Annotated in this window: 20 protein-coding genes; 13 read left to right on the forward strand and 7 right to left on the reverse strand. The window is 46.4% G+C overall.

What is annotated here, in order from left to right:
• Position 1: 1 nt before the first annotated feature.
• A complete protein-coding gene (locus DOM22_RS08505) occupies positions 2 to 1,489 on the reverse strand; it encodes an acetyl-CoA hydrolase/transferase family protein (RefSeq protein WP_142699951.1) in 1,488 nt (495 codons plus the stop codon).
• A gap of 20 nt (positions 1,490 to 1,509) precedes the next feature.
• Positions 1,510 to 2,538 carry an esterase family protein gene (locus DOM22_RS08510; RefSeq protein ID WP_142699952.1) on the reverse strand — a complete coding sequence of 343 codons (1,029 nt, stop codon included), beginning with the start codon at positions 2,536 to 2,538 and terminating at the stop codon, positions 1,510 to 1,512.
• 149 nt (positions 2,539 to 2,687) lie between these two features.
• Between DOM22_RS08510 and DOM22_RS08515 the strand changes: the two genes are divergently transcribed.
• The 9 genes from DOM22_RS08515 to DOM22_RS08555 all read left to right on the forward strand — a co-directional run bounded on the left by DOM22_RS08515 (position 2,688) and on the right by DOM22_RS08555 (position 10,429).
• Positions 2,688 to 3,146, forward strand: a complete 459-nt coding sequence (locus DOM22_RS08515) for a DUF2844 domain-containing protein (protein ID WP_142699953.1) — start codon at positions 2,688 to 2,690, stop codon at positions 3,144 to 3,146.
• On the forward strand, positions 3,139 to 4,437 hold the full coding sequence (locus tag DOM22_RS08520) for a DUF3443 family protein (RefSeq protein WP_142699954.1): 1,299 nt from the start codon (positions 3,139 to 3,141) through the stop codon (positions 4,435 to 4,437). The genes DOM22_RS08515 and DOM22_RS08520 overlap by 8 nt, the downstream gene beginning before the upstream one ends.
• A gap of 189 nt (positions 4,438 to 4,626) precedes the next feature.
• Complete coding sequence (rpmI, locus tag DOM22_RS08525; RefSeq protein ID WP_088614378.1) at positions 4,627 to 4,818, forward strand: 50S ribosomal protein L35; 192 nt, start codon at positions 4,627 to 4,629, stop codon at positions 4,816 to 4,818.
• Between the two features lie 75 nt (positions 4,819 to 4,893).
• The gene (rplT, locus tag DOM22_RS08530) at positions 4,894 to 5,241 is read left to right on the forward strand and encodes a 50S ribosomal protein L20 (RefSeq protein ID WP_142699955.1); all 348 of its coding nucleotides are present in this window, start codon (positions 4,894 to 4,896) and stop codon (positions 5,239 to 5,241) included.
• A 27-nt stretch (positions 5,242 to 5,268) separates the two neighbouring features.
• Complete coding sequence (gene fni, locus DOM22_RS08535; RefSeq protein WP_142699956.1) at positions 5,269 to 6,324, forward strand: type 2 isopentenyl-diphosphate Delta-isomerase; 1,056 nt, start codon at positions 5,269 to 5,271, stop codon at positions 6,322 to 6,324.
• A complete protein-coding gene (locus DOM22_RS08540; protein ID WP_142699957.1) occupies positions 6,321 to 7,631 on the forward strand; it encodes a hydroxymethylglutaryl-CoA reductase, degradative in 1,311 nt (436 codons plus the stop codon). Before fni ends, DOM22_RS08540 begins: the two co-directional genes overlap by 4 nt.
• An 11-nt stretch (positions 7,632 to 7,642) precedes the next feature.
• Positions 7,643 to 8,575, forward strand: a complete 933-nt coding sequence (locus DOM22_RS08545) for a hypothetical protein (protein WP_142699958.1) — start codon at positions 7,643 to 7,645, stop codon at positions 8,573 to 8,575.
• Positions 8,572 to 9,552 (forward strand): diphosphomevalonate decarboxylase, encoded by a 981-nt coding sequence (gene mvaD, locus DOM22_RS08550; protein WP_142699959.1) that lies wholly within the window; start codon positions 8,572 to 8,574, stop codon positions 9,550 to 9,552. The genes DOM22_RS08545 and mvaD overlap by 4 nt, the downstream gene beginning before the upstream one ends.
• Positions 9,542 to 10,429, forward strand: coding sequence for a mevalonate kinase (locus tag DOM22_RS08555; protein ID WP_142699960.1), 888 nt, complete (start codon positions 9,542 to 9,544; stop codon positions 10,427 to 10,429). Before mvaD ends, DOM22_RS08555 begins: the two co-directional genes overlap by 11 nt.
• Positions 10,430 to 10,641: 212 nt before the next feature.
• On the opposite strand, the gene DOM22_RS20065 is transcribed toward DOM22_RS08555, so the two are convergent.
• From DOM22_RS20065 to DOM22_RS08575, 4 genes are all read right to left on the reverse strand, one after another.
• On the reverse strand, positions 10,642 to 11,406 hold the full coding sequence (locus DOM22_RS20065) for a transglycosylase SLT domain-containing protein (RefSeq protein ID WP_246845907.1): 765 nt from the start codon (positions 11,404 to 11,406) through the stop codon (positions 10,642 to 10,644).
• A 159-nt stretch (positions 11,407 to 11,565) separates the two neighbouring features.
• Positions 11,566 to 12,807, reverse strand: coding sequence for an FtsX-like permease family protein (locus DOM22_RS08565; protein ID WP_142699961.1), 1,242 nt, complete (start codon positions 12,805 to 12,807; stop codon positions 11,566 to 11,568).
• On the reverse strand, positions 12,804 to 13,409 hold the full coding sequence (locus tag DOM22_RS08570; RefSeq protein WP_142699962.1) for an ABC transporter ATP-binding protein: 606 nt from the start codon (positions 13,407 to 13,409) through the stop codon (positions 12,804 to 12,806). Before DOM22_RS08570 ends, DOM22_RS08565 begins: the two co-directional genes overlap by 4 nt.
• 20 nt (positions 13,410 to 13,429) lie before the next feature.
• On the reverse strand, positions 13,430 to 14,140 hold the full coding sequence (locus DOM22_RS08575; RefSeq protein WP_210415711.1) for a DNA alkylation repair protein: 711 nt from the start codon (positions 14,138 to 14,140) through the stop codon (positions 13,430 to 13,432).
• 120 nt (positions 14,141 to 14,260) lie between these two features.
• Between DOM22_RS08575 and DOM22_RS08580 the strand changes: the two genes are divergently transcribed.
• Both DOM22_RS08580 and DOM22_RS08585 read left to right on the forward strand, forming a co-directional pair.
• Positions 14,261 to 14,875 carry a hypothetical protein gene (locus tag DOM22_RS08580; protein ID WP_142699964.1) on the forward strand — a complete coding sequence of 205 codons (615 nt, stop codon included), beginning with the start codon at positions 14,261 to 14,263 and terminating at the stop codon, positions 14,873 to 14,875.
• Between the two features lie 58 nt (positions 14,876 to 14,933).
• Entirely contained in the window at positions 14,934 to 15,509 is a 576-nt protein-coding gene (locus DOM22_RS08585; RefSeq protein WP_142699965.1) for a hypothetical protein, read from the forward strand.
• A gap of 75 nt (positions 15,510 to 15,584) precedes the next feature.
• Here DOM22_RS08585 and DOM22_RS08590 read toward each other — a convergent pair whose 3' ends face one another.
• The gene (locus DOM22_RS08590) at positions 15,585 to 16,559 is read right to left on the reverse strand and encodes a DMT family transporter (protein WP_210415712.1); all 975 of its coding nucleotides are present in this window, start codon (positions 16,557 to 16,559) and stop codon (positions 15,585 to 15,587) included.
• Between the two features lie 115 nt (positions 16,560 to 16,674).
• Here DOM22_RS08590 and DOM22_RS08595 point away from each other — a divergent pair, with 115 nt between their 5' ends.
• Both DOM22_RS08595 and DOM22_RS08600 read left to right on the forward strand, forming a co-directional pair.
• A complete protein-coding gene (locus DOM22_RS08595; protein WP_210415713.1) occupies positions 16,675 to 17,730 on the forward strand; it encodes a S41 family peptidase in 1,056 nt (351 codons plus the stop codon).
• Positions 17,731 to 17,732: 2 nt separating this feature from the next.
• Positions 17,733 to 18,494, forward strand: a complete 762-nt coding sequence (locus tag DOM22_RS08600; RefSeq protein WP_142699968.1) for a CPBP family intramembrane glutamic endopeptidase — start codon at positions 17,733 to 17,735, stop codon at positions 18,492 to 18,494.
• The last annotated feature ends 118 nt before the right edge of the window (positions 18,495 to 18,612 follow it).

The following is an 18,612-nucleotide window of genomic DNA, read 5'->3' on the forward strand; positions in this document are numbered from 1 at the left end:
CTTAGAACTTCATAGTCCCGCGTTCATTAAAGTTCTGATGCCAGGAAAACGCACGCTCAATGATGTGCGGAGTGTGCCCACCGCGGGCGACAGCGTCTTTATAGTAAGACTTTAGTTGATCGCGATATTCGGGATGGCAGCAGTTCTCAATCACTCGCAAAGCACGTTCGCGAGGTGCTAAACCCCGCAAATCCGCAAGTCCCTGATCTGTGACCAAGATATCCACGTCATGTTCATTGCTATCCACGTGAGTGACCATTGGAACCACATGCGAGATGCTGTTATTCTTAGATGCTGACTGAGTGACGAAAATGCTTAAGTAGGAATTTCGGGCGAAATCTCCGGAGCCACCAATACCATTCATCATTTTGTTGCCGCCAATATGCGTGCTATTGACGTTACCGTACAGATCAAACTCGATGGCCGTATTAATAGCGATCACACCCAGGCGACGAATGACTTCAGGCGAGTTGCTGATTTTTTCCGGGCGTAAAAGAATTTTCCCGCGATAGTGATCCAGGTTGTTGAAGAATCTTTCATAGCAGGCTTCCGTCACCGCAAAAGAGCAGGCTGAAGCAAAGGCCATTTTTCCTGTATCAATCAGATCAAAGGTGCTGTCCTGTAAAACCTCAGAATACATTTTAAGATTTTCAAAGGGACCTTTTTGAAAGCCGCTGAAAACGGCATTGGCAATATTTCCGATTCCAGTTTGCAGGGGAGGAAGGTTTGCCGTCAGACGGCCTTTTTTGACTTCGTAATTAAAAAACTCCATCAGGTGATTCGAAATCGCCTGAGTCTTGTCATCCACAGCGCTGAGGTCCACTGGACTGTCTTTAATATCTGACAAAACCACGCCCACAACTTTTAAAGGATCAATGGGCATGGTCTCGGTTCCGATGCGAGTGCTGGCCTCGGTCACAGGGATAATTGAGCGCTGCGGAGAAATTCCGGTAGCGAAAATATCGTGAAAGCCCCGAATCTCGAGGGGAATCGTCGTGTTCACTTCCAAAATAATTTCTTTGGCATGACGAGCGTAAGTTAAGTTATTGCCAATTGAAGTCGTCGGCAACACAGATCCGTCGTCGTAAATCGCTGCTACTTCGATGACGGCAATATCGACCGCCGGTAAAAAGCCATAGGCAAGCAGCTCCGCCGTTTCCCCCAAATGAGGATCGGTGAACATCACTTCACCGGTATTAATTTTTTTTCGCAAAGTCGCATCAGATTGAAAGGGCATGCGACGGGCAATAGCACCAGCTTCCGCCAGCAATCCATCCAGATTGTGTCCTAAAGAAGCTCCCGTCATTAGATTGATTTTCAGTGGATTCTTTTTGGCTTTCTCCGCCAGAGCTTTCAAAGTCGCTTTTGCATCGCCAGCTTTGGTAAAGCCACTGGCTCCGACGACCATGCCGTCTTTAATGAGTTCAGCAGCTTGTTCGGCGGAGATAATTTTAGAGCGAAATCTTTCTGCAATGCGATCTTGAGCCATGGAATCCTCTGGATAAGAAACTATTTTCTCCAATAAGTCGTAAGCCACTTCCAAACTTCAGGGCGACGTTCGCCTATGTCAAAATGATTTCCGTCAAATTCGACATAGTCATGCGCAATGCCCATTGCCGTCAGCACTCCCGTGATTTGACGGGCACCGTACTGCAAGTGGAAGTTGTCTTTGGTGCCCACATCTAAATACAACGCGTGAAGATTGCGTAAAGCATCCTGACGTTTTGGCAAAAAGTGGACAGGATCTTTTTCCAGCCATTGCTGCCAAATTTCAACAATCTTGTTGCCCGTGCGCGGATCCAGTGGAAAATGAAAATCACCTGAGGAACCTTTTGGTGAATAGCATGCTGACATTCCAAAGGCGTTTAATAATGAATGCCAATTGCGAAACTTGGTCAGTTTGCCACTGCGGAGTTCTTCTAATACGCGTAATCCCGACTGGCCGTATTTTTCCCACACGGGTAGTGCCTGGTAAAGATCGTTGATGATGCTCGCATCAAAGAATGAATCCGGTGCAATCGCAGCACATAAACCGAAGATCTCTGGAAAAAGACTCGCCAGTTGTAAAGCTCCGTAGCCGCCACTGGAGCCACCCATCACACACCACTCTTTGGGATCTTTCGAAACCGGATAGTGTGAAAGTGCGGGAACGATTTCAGTCATAATATAGTCTTGGTAGTTTCCGACAGCCGCTGAATTCAAAAACTGCGCTCCACCCCAAGTCGTTAATGCATCCACAAAAACATACAATGCTTCTGGAGCTTCGCCACGGGAGCACGCCTGATCAATCACTTGAACAGTATTTTGCTCATTGAATTTCGCATTGAAATAAAAAGGCGCATTCCCACTGAATCCGCCCAAGACCAAAACCACAGGCCAAGGTCCTTTGCTCTTCGGCAAAAGCAGGGGGTTAAAGCGAGTGGCAGAGTCTTTCAAAGGATTGTCTTTCAAACATTGACTGCGAATTTGCAGTGTCTCGATTTGAAAGTTATGGACTTCATAGGCGCGATAATTAGTGAGTGTGTCGAAGTGTTTCATATTGAGAATGCTATCAGGCCTTTTAGATTAAAGGCAATATTCTCGAATTAAGAAAGCAGCGTCATGATGTGGGACTTAAGTGTTAAATCTTCATGTCGCCCTTACAAAACTCTCTGAAAAATCCGAAAATATAAGTATCGGGAGCACCAATGAAACTTCATTTCTGTGGCCTTCTTATGGGGGCGTTTATTCCGTTGTTTTCAATGACTGCCAATGCAGCATTGGGCGACCAACTTGTCACGACCTCATCAACAGCGACAGCACGCAAAGCCACATCATCTGGTTCCAGTTACTCCGTTTCTGAAGCCACAACGGACGACGGTGTGAAGGTTCGTCAGTACGCCGATTCCCAAGGACGCGTGTTTGGGATTTCTTGGAAGGGTGCAACTCTTCCGCCATTGAGTGAACTTTTGGGGACATATCTGCCAGAGTATAAAAAAGAAGTGAAAGCTCGTGGTCGTCAGTTTGGCCGCCGCTCTTTAAAAATTTCCACAGACAATATCGTGGTCGAAGGTTCCAGTCGTCAGACGGATCAACGCGGTCGCGCGTATATTCCTGCAAACTTACCGCAGGGCTTTGACCTAAAGGAAATTAACTTCAATGAATAAAATCAAAGCAGCTCTTATTCTGATCGGTGGACTCATTGGGAGTTTGAACCAGGTGGCCTGTACCGCCAGCGGCACAAGTTCGCGCTCGTTGGCGGCAGCCGTCTATTTTCCGACGACTCTGACTGGCAATAATGTCGTTCCCATGTCTGTGGGGGCTTGTGGCGTCAATGGCTATGAAAACGAGCCATGTATTAGCATCACCCTTTGCACTCCAGGCACCACGACTTGCCAGACGATTGATAACATCCTGGTCGATACGGGCAGTTATGGTTTGAAAGTATTTAAATCTTTAATCACAATTCCTCTGTCGCAAATTTCTGTCACTGGAGGAGGCTCTCTGGCAAGTTGTACCGGATACCTTGATGGTTCAGGTCACTGGGGTGAAGTCGTCCGAGCGGATGTGAAGCTGGGGGGCCTTAGCACTCAAGCGACAGTCACTGCGGGGATTCCGATTGTGACTTTGAATGCGAGCTATGCGAATGCTTCGGGTTGCAGTGATGATCCTGATACGACTCCTGCTGTGGCAGGGTTTAACGGCATCATTGGTGTGGGCCCCTTCGTTGAAGATTGCAGTGTGAATGACACCGGCACAAATCCTTGCATAGTGGCTGCTAAATCACTTTATTGGAAGTGTACCGGTAACAACTGTCAGAAAACGGCGGTGCCAGCTTCTGATCAAGTGGCCAATCCCGTGGCTAAACTCGCGGCTCCGTATAATACCGGCGTCGTCTTAAAACTTCCTTCGGTCAGTTCGACAGGAGCGGGCGCAGCTTATGGCTATATGGTCCTGGGGATTGGCTCTGATTCCAATAACACGGCGACGGGCACAACGATCTTTCCTGTGGAAAATGATGCGACCTTCGTGACGACCTATAACGGAACTTCGAATCCAAGTGGTGGATCCGACTATGATTATGCCTTTATCGATAGCGGAACGAACTTCAATGGTTTCCCTCGTCTGGGTGGCTCACCAACATTGTGTTCCGGTGGTTCAGGGTTTTATTGCCCGGCCTCTGAAATAAATGTCTACGCGATTATGAAATCCGGCTCAGTAACCCAGCAAGTTACCTTCAAAGTGGGGAACATGTTCACGCTGGCTTCGGCGGACCCACAAAGTAAGGTCTTCAATAATATCGCGTTCGACACTTCTAGTATGGGCAGCACCGTGGCTGATATCCCCTTTGACTGGGGATTGCCGTTTTTCCTAGGTCGCTCGGTCTATGTGGGCATCAAAGGAACCTCGCCTACGATCAATGGATCTGCTACGGCGGGACCCTTCTGGGCATTCTAAGTTATTGAAATCATAAGATTATTAAAAGGACGCCTGGGTGTCCTTTTTTCGTTTGAAAGTGCCCTTAAAGTGCTTGCTTTTCGTCAGTATTCGACCTAAAACCATGAGTCCGTATTTATGACTGACTAGGGCACTACTAAGAGTCTTCCCCATCGGGAGGAACGCCTTATCGGAGACAAGGGAATACCTATGAAAATGCGTACTCACTCAGGCGCTAAAAAACGCATGAAAGTTACAGCGAGCGGCAAAGTTAAGAAAAAAAGCACTCGCATGCGTCACTTGAACTCTCACATGAGCTCAAAAACAAAAAGACAACTTGGTAAAACATCTTACGTAGAAGACGCGAACATGCTTCAAGCACGTCGCTGCCTAGTATTCTAATTCGTTTTTAGTTAATTAAATTTTTCTCCTACGCCGTAATTAGAAAAACTGGCAGTAGACAAATAGAGGTTCAAAATGGCTCGTGTAAAATCTGGTAAAACAAATCGTGCTCGTCACAAAAAAGTTCTTAAAAGAGCAAAAGGTTACTACAGCGCTGGTTCTCGCGCATACATCCACGCGGTAGAAAAAAATGACCGTGGTATGGCTTTCGCTTACCGCGATCGTAAAGCTAAAAAACGCAACTTCCGCACTTTGTGGAATCAACGTATCAATGCAGCTGCTCGTGAAAACGGCACTACATACTCTCGTTTGATTGGTGGCTTGATTAAAGCTGGCATCCAAGTTGACCGTAAAGTTTTGGCTAACTTGGCTATCACTGACGCAGCAGGTTTCGCAGCACTTTGCAAACACGCTTTGGCGTAAGCTGATCTCCTCTAAGGAGCACCGGCAATGAGCGAATCCAATACTCAGTTTGAAAATAGAAAGCGCGATCATATTAGAATCGCGCTGGACCCAAGGTCTCAGACTGAAGGGCAAACGGGATTGGATTCGATCGAATTAATTCATGAGGCTCTGCCTGATTTGAATTTTAAAGAGGTCGATATTTCGACCTCTTTTTCTTTTTTTAAAGGGATGTCTTCTCAGGCACTCTCTCTTTCTTCTCCGATTTTTATCTCATCGATGACTGCAGGCCATGAGCATGGTCGTGAAATCAATATGGCTTTGGCTCGCTTAAGCGATCGTCGCCAGATTTTGATGGGTGTCGGATCACAACGTCGTGAATTGAATGATACCAATGCTGCCGAGGAATGGACTCAGGTGCGCAAAGTCGCTCCCAAAGCCCGATTGCTGGGAAATATTGGTATTGCACAATTGATCAAAACACCTCTGGATGGCATCCGTCGCTTGGTTGATGCGACAGAAGCTGTTGCGTTGTTTGTCCATGTGAACCCATTGCAAGAAGTCTTGCAGCCAGAGGGCACGACAGACTTTAAGAACTCCTTACAAGCCATTGAAAACCTCGTGAAATTCGCGGAGGTTCCTGTGATAGTGAAGGAAGTTGGCTGTGGGTTTTCAACAAGTACTTTGAAGCGCTTAGAAGGCACTGGCATTGCCGCTGTCGACGTTGCGGGCAAAGGTGGAACTCACTGGGGGCGTGTGGAAGGCTATCGTTCCGAAGAGACCGAAATGCTTTATCATGCAGCTCAAACTTACGCGAACTGGGGCATCAGCACGGTAGAGTCTTTACTTAATGCTGAGCAAGCCAGAGTAAGTTACGAGGTTTGGGCGTCGGGCGGCGTGCGTACGGGCCTTGATGTCGCTAAACTGTGTGCGTTGGGTGCAAAAAAGGTCGGCATCGCAAAACCGTTTTTAGAAGCGGCTTTGCAAGGTGATGACGCCTTGGAGAGTTTACTCAACCGTTTGGAAACTGAACTTAAGATCGCGCTATTTTGTACAGGCAGCAAGACAATCGCTGAGCTGGCAACGAAGAAGGTGATTCGATGAAAAAACAACTGCAAGAGATCTTTAAAGGTTTCTCAAAACTCACTCGCCAGGAACGTTTAGATTCTTTGGTGGAAGTTGGTGCTTTACAACAAGCAGACGTAGACTACATCTCTAAGGGTGGTTTGCGTGACACGACTCTGGGTGAGAAGTTCATTGAAAATGTGATCGGTTATTTCCAGATGCCATTGGGAGTTGCAACGAACTTCCGTATCGATGGTAAAGACTTTGTTATTCCTATGGCGGTGGAAGAAACTTCTATCGTAGCGGCTGTTTGTAAGTCGGCTAAATGGATCCGTGAGTCTGGCTCTATCACAACGGAAGTTGTGGGGGCTGAGATCATCGGTCAAATTCAAATCGCCAAAGTGAAAGACTTTGCGACTTTCGAAAAACAATTACTCGCTCAAAAAAACTACATGATCGAAATCTCTAACCGCGAAGTGGCTTTCGGGCTGGTTCGTCGCGGTGGTGGTGTTCGTGATATTCAAGTGCGCCGCGTTCCTCGTGGTGATGGCACTGATATGGCTGTGGTTCACGTTCTGATGGATCCTTGTGATGCCATGGGTGCGAACATCATGAATCAAGTATGCGAATACTTAAAAGAGCCAATCGAACAATTCACGGGCGAAAAAGTGACGATGTGTATCCTATCAAACCTGGTGGACACTAAAATCACTCGCGCCGTGGTTCATATCAAAGACATTGATCCTGCTTTGGCAGAAAAAATCGAAGAAGCTTCTTTGTTCGCGCAAATGGACCCGTACCGTGCGGCGACGAACAACAAGGGCGTCCTTAATGGTATCGACCCCGTGTTAGTGGCGACGGGTAATGACTGGCGTGCGGTGGAAGCGGGCATTCATGCTTACGCTTGCCGTGATGGTCAGTACCGCTCGATCACGAAATGGTACCGTGATAACGGTGGCCTAACGGGCGTATTCGAAGCTCCATTGGTTGTCGGCACTGTGGGTGGGGTTACAACTCTGCATCCAACAGCGATGATGTGTATGAAAATGCTTGGCACTCAGTCGGCAAACGAGCTTTCTCGTGTGATTGCGGCTGTGGGCTTGGTGCAAAACTTGGGGGCTTTAAAGGCTCTAACGACTGTTGGAATCATCGAAGGTCACATGAAACTTCATACGAAAAATCTGGCATTGGGTGCCGGCGCTGAAGAGCGTGAGATCCCGGCTGTTCAGAAAAAGCTTGAAGAGATTTTGACCATCCGTAAGCGTATTTCCCTTAGCAATGCGATTGAAGTTCTTAAGGAACTTCGTGCGGGTCAGGCGACAAGCTCGACTCAGCACCCTCATTAGAGGAGGGCCTTTTGGCATTGTCGTGCACGATTCCTGGTAAGACTTTTTTGGTGGGCGAGTATTTAGCTCTCCATGGTGGGCCGACCTTGTCGGCTCTGACAAAGCCTTGCTTTGAATTGATCGCACACAAAGGCAGCGGATGTTTGGGGAGTATTCATCCTGAATCTCCCGCTGGAAAATTCATTTTAGATCACTCCGATTATTTTAAAAAATTCGACCTTCAGTTCTCCGATCCTTATCAGGGCATGGGTGGCTTTGGTGCATCGACAGCTCAGTTTTTGGGAGCCTATGCTCTTTGGATGTATCAAGAATCTCATCAGATCGGGATGGAAGCGCCCTTTGATTTCAAGCATTTGCTTACAGAGTACCAGAAATATGCTTGGAACGGTCAGGGCACTCCGCCAAGTGGCGCCGATCTGATTGCGCAAATGAAGGGGAGCATGTGCTTTTTTGAAAAGCGCAAAGGCTTGGTGTCGATTGCCGGTTGGCCGTTTGAAGATCTGGAATTCTATCTGATACATACGGGCAATAAGGTGGCGACCCATGAGCATCTGAAGAGCTTAAAAGAATTTGATTCCGGCACTTTGGAAAAAGCCGCTTATCAAGTTCAGGATGCCTTTGCGACAGCGGATTCGGCTGAATTGCTTGCAGGTGTAAAAGCTTATGCACAAGCTTTGCAGACTTTGGGATTCACCTGTGAACCGACGTTAAAACTTTTGGAGGGCATCCGTGCCGTGCCGGGAGTTTTAGCGGCTAAAGGTTGCGGCGCTTTGGGTGCTGATGTTTTGTTTGTCTTTACTGGGAAAAATAAATCTGCTGCCTTGGAACAATATTGTCAGACGGTGAATGTGAAGCTGGTAGCTTCTCACCGCAGTATTTCTCTGGGTCTTCAAGTTGCAGAACGCACGGACATAGTCGGTGTGGTTAAGGAAATTGAGTCATGAATCAAGTTTTAGTCTCTGCTCCATCAAATATCGCTCTTATCAAGTACATGGGTAAAATCGAAGGTACTGGCAATAAGCCAACGAATGCTTCTTTGTCTTATACTCTAGATAACTTGCGCACGTTTGTGCGTTTGACGGAAATCGATGGTGGGGCTGACCAATGGAAGCCTTTGATTCGTGAAGATCTTGAAAAAATCGATCTTTCTGAAAAAGGTCAGCAACGCTTTCTAAAACATTTTGCGAATTTGAAGGCAAAATGGGGAGTCACAAAAAACTTCCTGGTGGAATCGGCAAATAACTTTCCTTCTGACTGCGGCCTTGCCAGTTCTGCTTCTAGCTTTGCTGCTTTGACATTGGCAGCTGCTGAAATGTTTCAAAAACTAAATCCACAACCGTGGGGAGCTGATCTGAAAACTTTGTCAGAGCTTTCCCGTCAGGGTTCTGGGTCTTCTTGTCGCTCTTTGTTTTCTCCCTGGGCTTTGTGGAAGCATGAATATGCGCAGCCGATGAATTTGCCTGTTAAAAACATGCATCACATCTGTGTCGTGGTAGAGGCTTCTAAGAAAGAAGTGTCTTCATCTGACGCTCACAAACTGGTTACAACCAGCCCTCGTTTTGAAGGTCGTGTTGAGCGTGCCGAACTTCGCTTGGCAGATTTAAGTCAGGCCTTGCAGTCCACAGACTGGCACATGGCTCGTCAAATCGTGTGGGATGAGTTCATTGATATGCATCGCCTGTTTGAAACCAGTCAGCCAGCTTTTAGTTATATGACTGACGCTTCCAAACAAGTATTGGAAGAGTGCCAAAAGCTTTGGAATCGTTGGCAAGATGGACCGCTGGTGACGATGGATGCGGGTGCCAATGTGCACATGCTTTTCCGTCACGATCAAATCAAACGTTACTCTGAATACCGCGAGCATTTCGGTAAGCAGTTTAAGATTTTAGCTTTTGAAGGCGTCATTCCAGATGTCCACTAATTTTCAGTGCACAGCTTATGGTAAATGGATTTTAGCTGGCGAACACTCAGTGATTCGTGGCTATCCTTCATTGGTATTTCCGATTCCGTCACGTACTTTGGAATTGGAATACAAAGCGGGTGATCATGCTTTGCAATTAGAACTTCGTGGCGATCATGGTAAGGAACTGCAATTATTGATTTGGGGAGTTCTGGAAAGAGCTTTCCAGTTAAAAGGAATTGCTCGTCAGAATTTGACTGGCACTTTGTATATGGATTCATCGTTGCCTGTGGGTGCGGGCATGGGGGCTTCGGCTGCTTTGTGCGTCGCTTTGACTCGTTGGTTGGGTCACCTGGGTTATGTGCAAGAGGCAGAGTATTTTGATTTCGCACGTAATCTGGAAGATCTTTTCCACGGTGAAAGCAGTGGGATTGATATCGCTGTTGCATTATCTGGCGAAGGTTTGCGTTTTGTTCGTAACGGGGAACGCAAGCAAATCACTCCGAAATGGAAACCTCGTTGGTATATTTCTTATTCTGGCAAACGTGGGGTGACTGTGGATGCCGTCAATAAGGTGAAAGACCTTTTGGCGAAGCAACCTCCGACGGGCCAGCAAATTGATTTGAACATGGCAAAAGCAGTCGAAACCGCTCAGCAGGCGTTGATGATGGACGAAGAACAAGGACGTAAGGTCTTGGTTCAAGCCATCGAAATGGGTGCAGAATGCTTTGAGCAATGGGGCTTGAATGATGGAGCACCAGCGAACCACATTCAGTGGCTGCGTAATCAGGGCGCCATTGCCGTAAAACCCACCGGTTCAGGTGGTGGCGGCTATGTGATCTCTCTGTGGGACAGAGAGCCTTCAGCAGAAGCTCTCAAGGAATTAATTCCCTGTTAGTTTAAGAAGTTCTTTTGACGATATAACCTATTGGGATATTTCTAAATAGCTTTTGGTAGTCAATATCCTCATCGGAGAGTGTTATTTGAAATTGGACGGATGCAGTGCGGAACCGCAGCGGAAATGAAAATGACAACTTTGTCTGCGGTTTAAAAAAAAAGCCTCTCGTTTTGCGAGAGGCTTTTTAGTTTTAATGGGGAATGAGTTGTTGGTTATTTACAGATCGAGATGGCTTTGGTCGCCGCCACGATTTTTGCGTAAGGCGAATTTGTTGAGCGTAATACCGCCCAATAACGTGCGCCACCTTTCCAGCTGCCGCTGACTTGGCCAGCGATGCGCGCGTCTTTGCCCATCCAGCGATTCAAGATGCGAATACCGCAGCTCAAATTTTTGTAAGGGTCATGCAGATCATTCGTCGATTTCAAACCGCATCCATAGGCATTGCCGCTTTCAACAGAAAGTTGTAAAAGGCCGGCACTGATCACGTTGTTGCCTGAGCTGTCGTTAAAGTTTTCAGTGTAGTTCAGGTTCGTATTGAAACTGCTTTCGTACTTAGTCATCTGCGACAACAAGTAAACCCAGAAGTTTTTGCGCTGATCACGCGTCAGGCTATTGTACTTCGGACAGAATGTCGTGCCATCTGCTGGGATTACGTCCAGAAGGTCGTCGCCCAGAACATCAAGTTGAGTCATCACGTGAGCAGTCCAGAGCTTGCCGTCAGATTTTGCAGCTTCCCAGATGGGTGCTACAGCCAGGGCGCCAGGGCTTGGGCTTGTCGTCGGTGTCGGCGTTACCGTTGGTGACGGTGACGGTGAAGGGGTTGGTGTTGGATCAGGGGTCGAAATTCCGGAAGATGAATTGTCATCGCCGGTCGTGCTAGAAAGTTGACTGGAGCTGAGGGAACCATTGTTTCCGCAGGCAACCAGAAATCCCGAGATCAAAATAAAAATTGTTGTTTTTAGTTTCAATCTTGCCATGACCAACAGATCGGTCGCGGCCCGGAAAACCTTTACAGTTGCGGAAACTGTAAAAAATGTGAACGGCAATGAATGGATTTTGAGACTAAAATTTAGACGCTAGTCGCGTGAAAAACACGACTGGCGCGGGCTTCATAGTGTTGACTCAGAGTGAATGCTCTAGTGAATATTTCGCAATGTCGAGTGAATATCCTGCCGGAAAAGTCTCCAGACGGGAGGAAGGCTTGCAATCATCACAGCGAAAACTGTGAAGGCTCCAGTAACTAATATCATCCACCACGGCCAATTGTTTGCCGTCGGAGCGGGCAAAGTGCTTCCTGCGGTCGAGAGAATAATCGGATTTAGTATAAATTCTAAAATGGCTGCGATGATGATGGCAGAGAAGCCCATCATCAGTCCTTCCAATATCAATAGAGCTGTTAAATCCTGACGAGAACGGCCCAATGCACGCAAAACTGCTAATTCCACAGTGCGACCTTCTATGCGCGTGTAAAACACCGCCAGAACCGTCAGTGTGCTTAATAAAAGAAGAATACCCACAACTAAAAGTTGCAGTGTTTGATTGGAACCAGCGAGCTCCTGAAGGCGAGTTTTTTCTTTTTCGACGAAGGCTATTTGTGAGACAGTTCGCTGATTGATGAGGCTCGCTAATGAATCCTGCCCATCGTTTTGAATGTTTAATATGAAATAACTTAGAACTCGAGGGCCCCAGATGGTTTGATATCCAGGGGTCGACGCAACCGCGGTCTGCGCCGTCGTCAAATTCGTAAATATTCCTTTGTCCCAGGATTTTCCGGTGGCTTTTAAAACACCCGTAATTTTTAATGGAAAAGCAGCACTCGAAATTTTAGATCCATAGATTTCGGCATGTGTGTAGATGCTTTGTCCAACCGTGAGCGATTGGGACTCCGCCACTTGCGAGCCGATGACAGCTTCTCCAGGATTTTGCGGAAACTGCCCTTCTTGGAGTTGCGGAGCAGATTCAGTGGGAACCATCGAGAGCAAAGATTCATCAGTCCCGACTAATTTAAATTCTTTGTATTTACCAAAAAATAAAAGCGGTGTGATGTGAGACACCGTAAAGCTATTTTGAAATTTCGCTTGGTCTTCAAAGGAGATATCTTTTTTCGCCTTTAAAGTTTCGTAAAGATTTTGGGGGATATAATTTGGAAGCTCGCCCTCGAAGTTCAGGGCTCCCAAAAGAATATCAATCCCACCGGATTTTGCACCAACGATGGCATCACCTTGAGTTGCGAGAGTATCAAAGCGTGAATGGGAAAGCACTTCTAGTTTTAAAAGGACCGTCACGGCGGCAATAGCAATGGCTAATGAAAACACGGTGATCGCCGTCGTCAGTAAGTGGCGTTTTAGATAAAGGTAGGAAAGTCGCAATAAACTCATTTCGCGATCTCCTTCATATCTAGAATGCGGGTGAAGTATTTCTCCACGCGGTGATCGTGGCTGACCATGACTACGGAGGGATTGTGAGATCCCTCGATAAGAAGCTTCATCACTTGTTCTGAGTTTTTATCATCCAGACTGGAAGTGGGTTCATCTGCTAAGATAATCGATGGCATAAGTCCCAAAGCGCGGGCTACGGCTATTCTTTGCTGCTCCCCCAGGCTCATGCTTTGTGTGCGGCTAAAGGACTTGTCTTTCAAACCTACGGCACTGAGCATTTCTTGTGCGGCATTTTTGTTTAAACCTACCAATTCCAAATTTTCTGTCGCTGTTAAATAGGGCAGCAGGTTTAGATTTTGAAAAACCAGCGACATGTTCTCTTTGCGAAGATGGCTGATTTTACTTTCCGAAAGTTTCGCTAGGGATTCTCCATCCCAAAAAACTTCGCCTGATTGGGGAGTGTAAAGTCCCGCAAGAAGATGCAAAAGTGTCGTCTTGCCTGTGCCACTGGGACCTTTAATTAAAACTCTCTCATGACTCGCAATAGTCAGTTCAGGCAGTTTAAAAAAAGGTGTGACGATGTTCTGCAGGCGAAGTTCCATAGCCCTATGCTATGCGCGGGTTACTTCAAGTTCAAATAATACTTGCGCTCTTTCTCGGGGAATTTTTCGATAGCATAGCGAAGCATCGTGCGCGGCATTTGTGTCGCGTATTTGTCGAGGAATTTTCTCTCGGCTTTGGCGTCACGATTTCCCACTTCACGAAGCATCCAGCCCACAGCTTTGTGAATCAGATCGTGCTTATCGTGCAAAAGAATTTCCGCAATTTTAAAAGTGTCGACAAAGTCTTTTTGGCGCAGGAAATAGAACGTCGACATGATCGCAATTCTTCGCTCCCACAGATTTTTTGATTTCGCGTATTTGAAAAGGATCGCGCGGTCTTTTTCATACAAGTAAGGCCCTAAAACCGCCGGGGCAATGGTGTCCACCAGATCCCAGTTGTTGATGCCTTTCCTATATTTAATTAAAAACTTAAAAATACGGGTTTGGCCGGTGGCATTTTCCTTAGGAAACCTCTGTGACAGAATTATTAAGGAAATGAGTCGTTCCTCATGAATGGGGGATTGGAGCAGGGTTGCAAGCTCTGTGAAAGGTAAGTCCTTGAAAGTCTTAGCAACCGCGCGGCTTTGACCCACGGTTAGCCCTAAAAAGACGTCGCCCTCCGCGTACTCGCCCGGGCCGGTTTTAAAGAATCTCTGTAATACAGGAACCCGTGTTTTGCTTTGCAAACGCTTGATTTCTTTTTGAATTGTCATGAATTGATCATATTCCATTTTAATCACCCGCGTCGACAGCATTTTGATAAACAACAACGCTTGATTGGAGTCATGGTCTTCATTAGGATGCGCCTCTATTCTTTAACAAATTTGAATACTAAAAAACAGGAGAACAAAATGAAAAAGTTTATGATGATGCTTTTGTCTTTGAGCTTTGTTGGTACAACAGCAATGGCATTCGAAGGTGCATTCGTTCCAAACGAAGATGGCGCGACAGTTCAACCTTTGAGAGGCATTTGCCCGGCTAAACCAGTTAAAAATGGTAACTACTGCAAACCAGTTGGCAACTCTTGCCCATCTGGATACGACCAATTCGCAAAACTTTGCTGGGGTGGTTGGAAAAAAGGTTTCTACAAATGTGGTATCTCTTGTAAGCCTAAAGAACAATGCGGTTGGAATCCACACGGTGACTACCGTTGCGGCAACCCAGGTTACGGTCCAAATCCAGGGCATCACTTTGCAGCCGTTGAAGGCGTGTTGAAATTGAATGTAGACGGCGCCGTTGAATTGAAAGCTGCTAAAAACATCTGTGAAGTTCAAGGTTCTGTTGCTGGTGATAACGATCATTGGACAGTTTGCCGTCCCGCTGACGGTGTGAACTGTGCTCCTGGTTACAAACGCATGAACAAATATTGCATCGGTAGCTGGAAAAAACCTTTGTACCGTTGTGGTTATGTTTGCGAAAAATCTCGCAATGCTAACGACGATGGCAACGGTGGCGGCATTAACTAGTTAGTTGGATTATTCAAGGCTCCCGTTCCGGGGACCTTTTTGTTTTTTCGGAGAAGATATGAAAAAAATGATGATGATGATTTTGTCTTTGGGATTTGTCGGCACAACAGCAATGGCTTTTGAAGGTGCTTTTGTTCCAGCTCTTGATGGCAACGCTAGTGTTCAACCTTTGAAAGGTACTTGCTCTGCGGAACCAACTCCAGGTGGCAACTATTGTAAGCCAGTTGGCAACTCTTGCCCTGCAGGTTACGACACTTTCGCAAAACTTTGCTGGGGTGGTTTGAAGAAGGGTTTCCACAAATGTGGTATCTCTTGTAAGCCAACATCTCAATGTTCATGGAACAACAGTGGTGATTACCGTTGCTCTGGCGATCACGCTCACAACTTGTCTGCAGTTTCAGGTGCTTTGCAATTGAATGCAGAAGGGGGCGTTGATCTTTTGAAAGCTAAAAAAACTTGTGAAGAGCTTGATCCAAGCCAAGCTTACCAAGGAAACACTTGTACTCCAGCTGATGGCAAAACTTGCTACGCTCCCTACAAGCGTATGGCTAAATACTGCTTCGGTGGTTGGAAACGTCCATTGTACAAATGCGGTATCGTTTGCTCGGTTCCTCGTGAACCAACTCAAAACTAAGATCGTCTGATTTTAGATTGAAAGCTCCGGTCGCGGAGCCAAATGAAAAGCCTGTTCTGAGAAGAACGGGCTTTTTTATTTTTCAACGGCCTTGGTGCCGTTTGAATTGTAACTCAATATCAAGATCGTGCAGATAATAAGAGTCGCACCAATCCAATCCGACGTATCAAATTTTACGTCCATCCACAGAACTGCAACAAATGAGGCGGAGAGTGGCTCGGCACAGGCAAGGAGACTTGCCTTTGTGGGGCCGATGAAGCGAACGGCAGTTAAGTAGGCAAAGAAAGCAAATAAGCTTCCGATCAAAACGATAAATCCAATCGAGGCGATGCTGGTAAAGGTCCAAACAGCTTCCGATGAAAACGGAGACTTGAATAGTGATATAATTATTCCACCGATTATCATGCCCCAACCCAAAACAACGGTTGAATCGTTATTTTTCAACAGGGGAACGGGGATGATGGAGTAAATGGCGAGTGTCACCGCTGATGCCAGGCCAAGAATTAGCGCTTTGTTGCTGATCGCGAGGGTCTTGAGATCTCCATGTGTTACCAGGAGCGCGGTTCCTAACATGGCTAAAATCACCGCCGTGGCTTCAATTCGTGTTGGGAGTCGTTTGTATTTTGCAGCGTAATAGGCCGTGATAAAAAGCGGCCCCAGGTATTGCAAGATGGTTGCGGTCGCCGCATTCGATGCTGCAATCGCCGCAAGGTAAGTATATTGAACTCCCAACATGCCAATGACTCCGAACGTTCCCAGGCGGAGTGCAGTTCTGCGATCTTTCCAGAGTGCAAAGATTTTGCGACCGGAAATCTGTGAAAAGATCAAAAGTATTAATCCTGAAATCAGAAGGCGAATGGTGACCAGCCATTCGAGATTCACGTTATAGCTTTCGAACACAAGCTGAGAAAAATTGCCGGAGACACCCCACGCCGTTGCCGCCAATATAGCAAGCAGACTTCCGATAAGTGTTTCACGCTGTTTAGAACTATTCATAATGTGAAGATAGCCCGTTGCTAAAGTAAGTAAAGAATAAACTATATGGTTCATTTACAAATCATCAGTCGTTAAATATCCTTATGTCATGAAGAGTTCCACTTATATAAACCTTCTTTTAAATCCTCAGAGTCTCAATAAGGGAAAGTCTATCCTTACTGCGAGCGAGGTGGCGAGTGACGTCGGACTTCTGATTCAGGCTTTAGAGTACGCTTATCCGGCGAAATGGATCATGAGTTCCGATTCGTGGGCCGATGTTCTGCAAAAAATTAAAGCGGTTCATTTTGAAGAAAATGTTTCGAATGAAGTTTTCGGTTCTGCTTTGGCCGATATCTTGTGGCAGATCCCTGATGGTCATCTGGCGGTGAAGCTCGATGGAAAAGTATTGGGCGAATTCCTTCATATACAAACGAAAATGCCCTCTACCGGTCATAATCTGGTTAGTTCTGGATCAAATTTAGCTTGGAATGTTGAGCAGAGGAAAAGTGCGACTGGCGTAGTATCGATTGTCGCTATTTCTCATTTTCCTCCGTCTTCGGATCCTCAGTGGTTTGGTTTTTCGGAAGCGATTCGCGGCACCCTGGATTCATCAGCTGTGATCGTAGATTTACGGGGAAATGTTGGCGGGGACGACGCCAAAGGTATTGAGATGGTATCCATTCTTCTGGGGCGAGAGCTTGAGATGGATTGGGTTCAAGAGGTTGTCTGTGAGACAGCTGAATCGTTGGCTCTTCAAATCAATACTTACGAGCTCATAATTTGGAATCGCTATACTTCTAAAAATATAACACCACCTGCCGAGCTGACAGATCATCTTGATTCATTAAAAGGTAAAGCGAACGCACTTGCGCTTGGTGCGAAGGATGGTGGCAAGGTAGTCGTTGACCACGCGCCAAGGTCTGCAACCTCTGAGACGACGCTGGCTTTTAAGAATAAGATATTCGTTTTAGTTGATCCGGTGACGGCCTCCAGTGGCGAGTGGGCCGCACTTTATTTAAAGCGACACCCCAATGCTGTGATTGTGGGTGAAAACACCCGCGGGATGATTCACTTTGGAAATTCGGGTTTGCTGTATTTGCCCCATAGCGGTCTTTGTATTACTCTTTGTATGAAAATTAATGATCTCACAGATGGCCGCTTTTTTGAAAGAACGGGAATTGTTCCCGATATGCGAATTGCGAACAGGGATTCTCTCGAATATGTTCTAAGTTTAGGTATTGAATAAGAATGAAAAACATCATTTATGGACTGTGGCTTATTGCCTATATCGTGCTTTCTTACTTCTTTTTTGTGGAAAGAGATTTTGCCACGGCTTTTTACAGTTGGTTGGGGTTGGTGATCGCAGTCGGTTTCGTTAAATCGCAGCGAGAACAATTGAAGCTTCTGATTTTGATCGGGGCATGTTTCACGGTTTTAAGAATCTTAGTGTATTCCAGTCCATTTTTAGAATGGCCAGTGGATTTTTATCTGGTGGCACTTTTTGGATACTTCCTTCTGCGCTTTGGTTTTCGCCAAAAGCCCGAAAAATTAAAGTGGTCTTTAAAGTTTTCAAAGCGGGAGTGGGCCTCAATATTTATCATTAATATTCCGGCCGTCGGTATTCTGCTTTGGTACTTTAAATTGCATCCCCAAGTCGCAGAGATGTTTCCGGAGCTGAATGTGCCGCTGTGGGGACTGCCTTTGGTGGTTTTGCTCCTGGCTGCCGTTAATGGTTTGCGTGAAGAGATCTTTTATCGAGGCCTGATACAGCCGGCTTCTTCGGTCAGCTCTCCTGCATGGTTCGTTGTTGGTTTACAGGCGGTGTTGTTCGGTTTTATGCATTACGCGAATTCGTTTCCCGAGGGTTGGTTGGGAGTTGTTATGACCGCCGCATGGGGAGCTGCCATTGCCATTCAGTATCGTATGTTTAAATCCATTTCTTTGGCCTGGTTGACTCATACGATCGCTGATGCCGTGATGTTTGGAATTATTCTATTTGTGCGATCTTAATCAAGATTGTCGGGAATTTTTAGCGTGTTTTCATTAAGGGAACACTTTCGCTATTTGCGCTTGAATCATTACAGAATTTATCAGTGACAGGAATAGCTGTTCCGAATTTAGCTTAGTG

It is taken from the genome of Bdellovibrio sp. ZAP7 (assembly GCF_006874645.1).
Classification (GTDB): Bacteria; Bdellovibrionota; Bdellovibrionia; order Bdellovibrionales; family Bdellovibrionaceae; genus Bdellovibrio.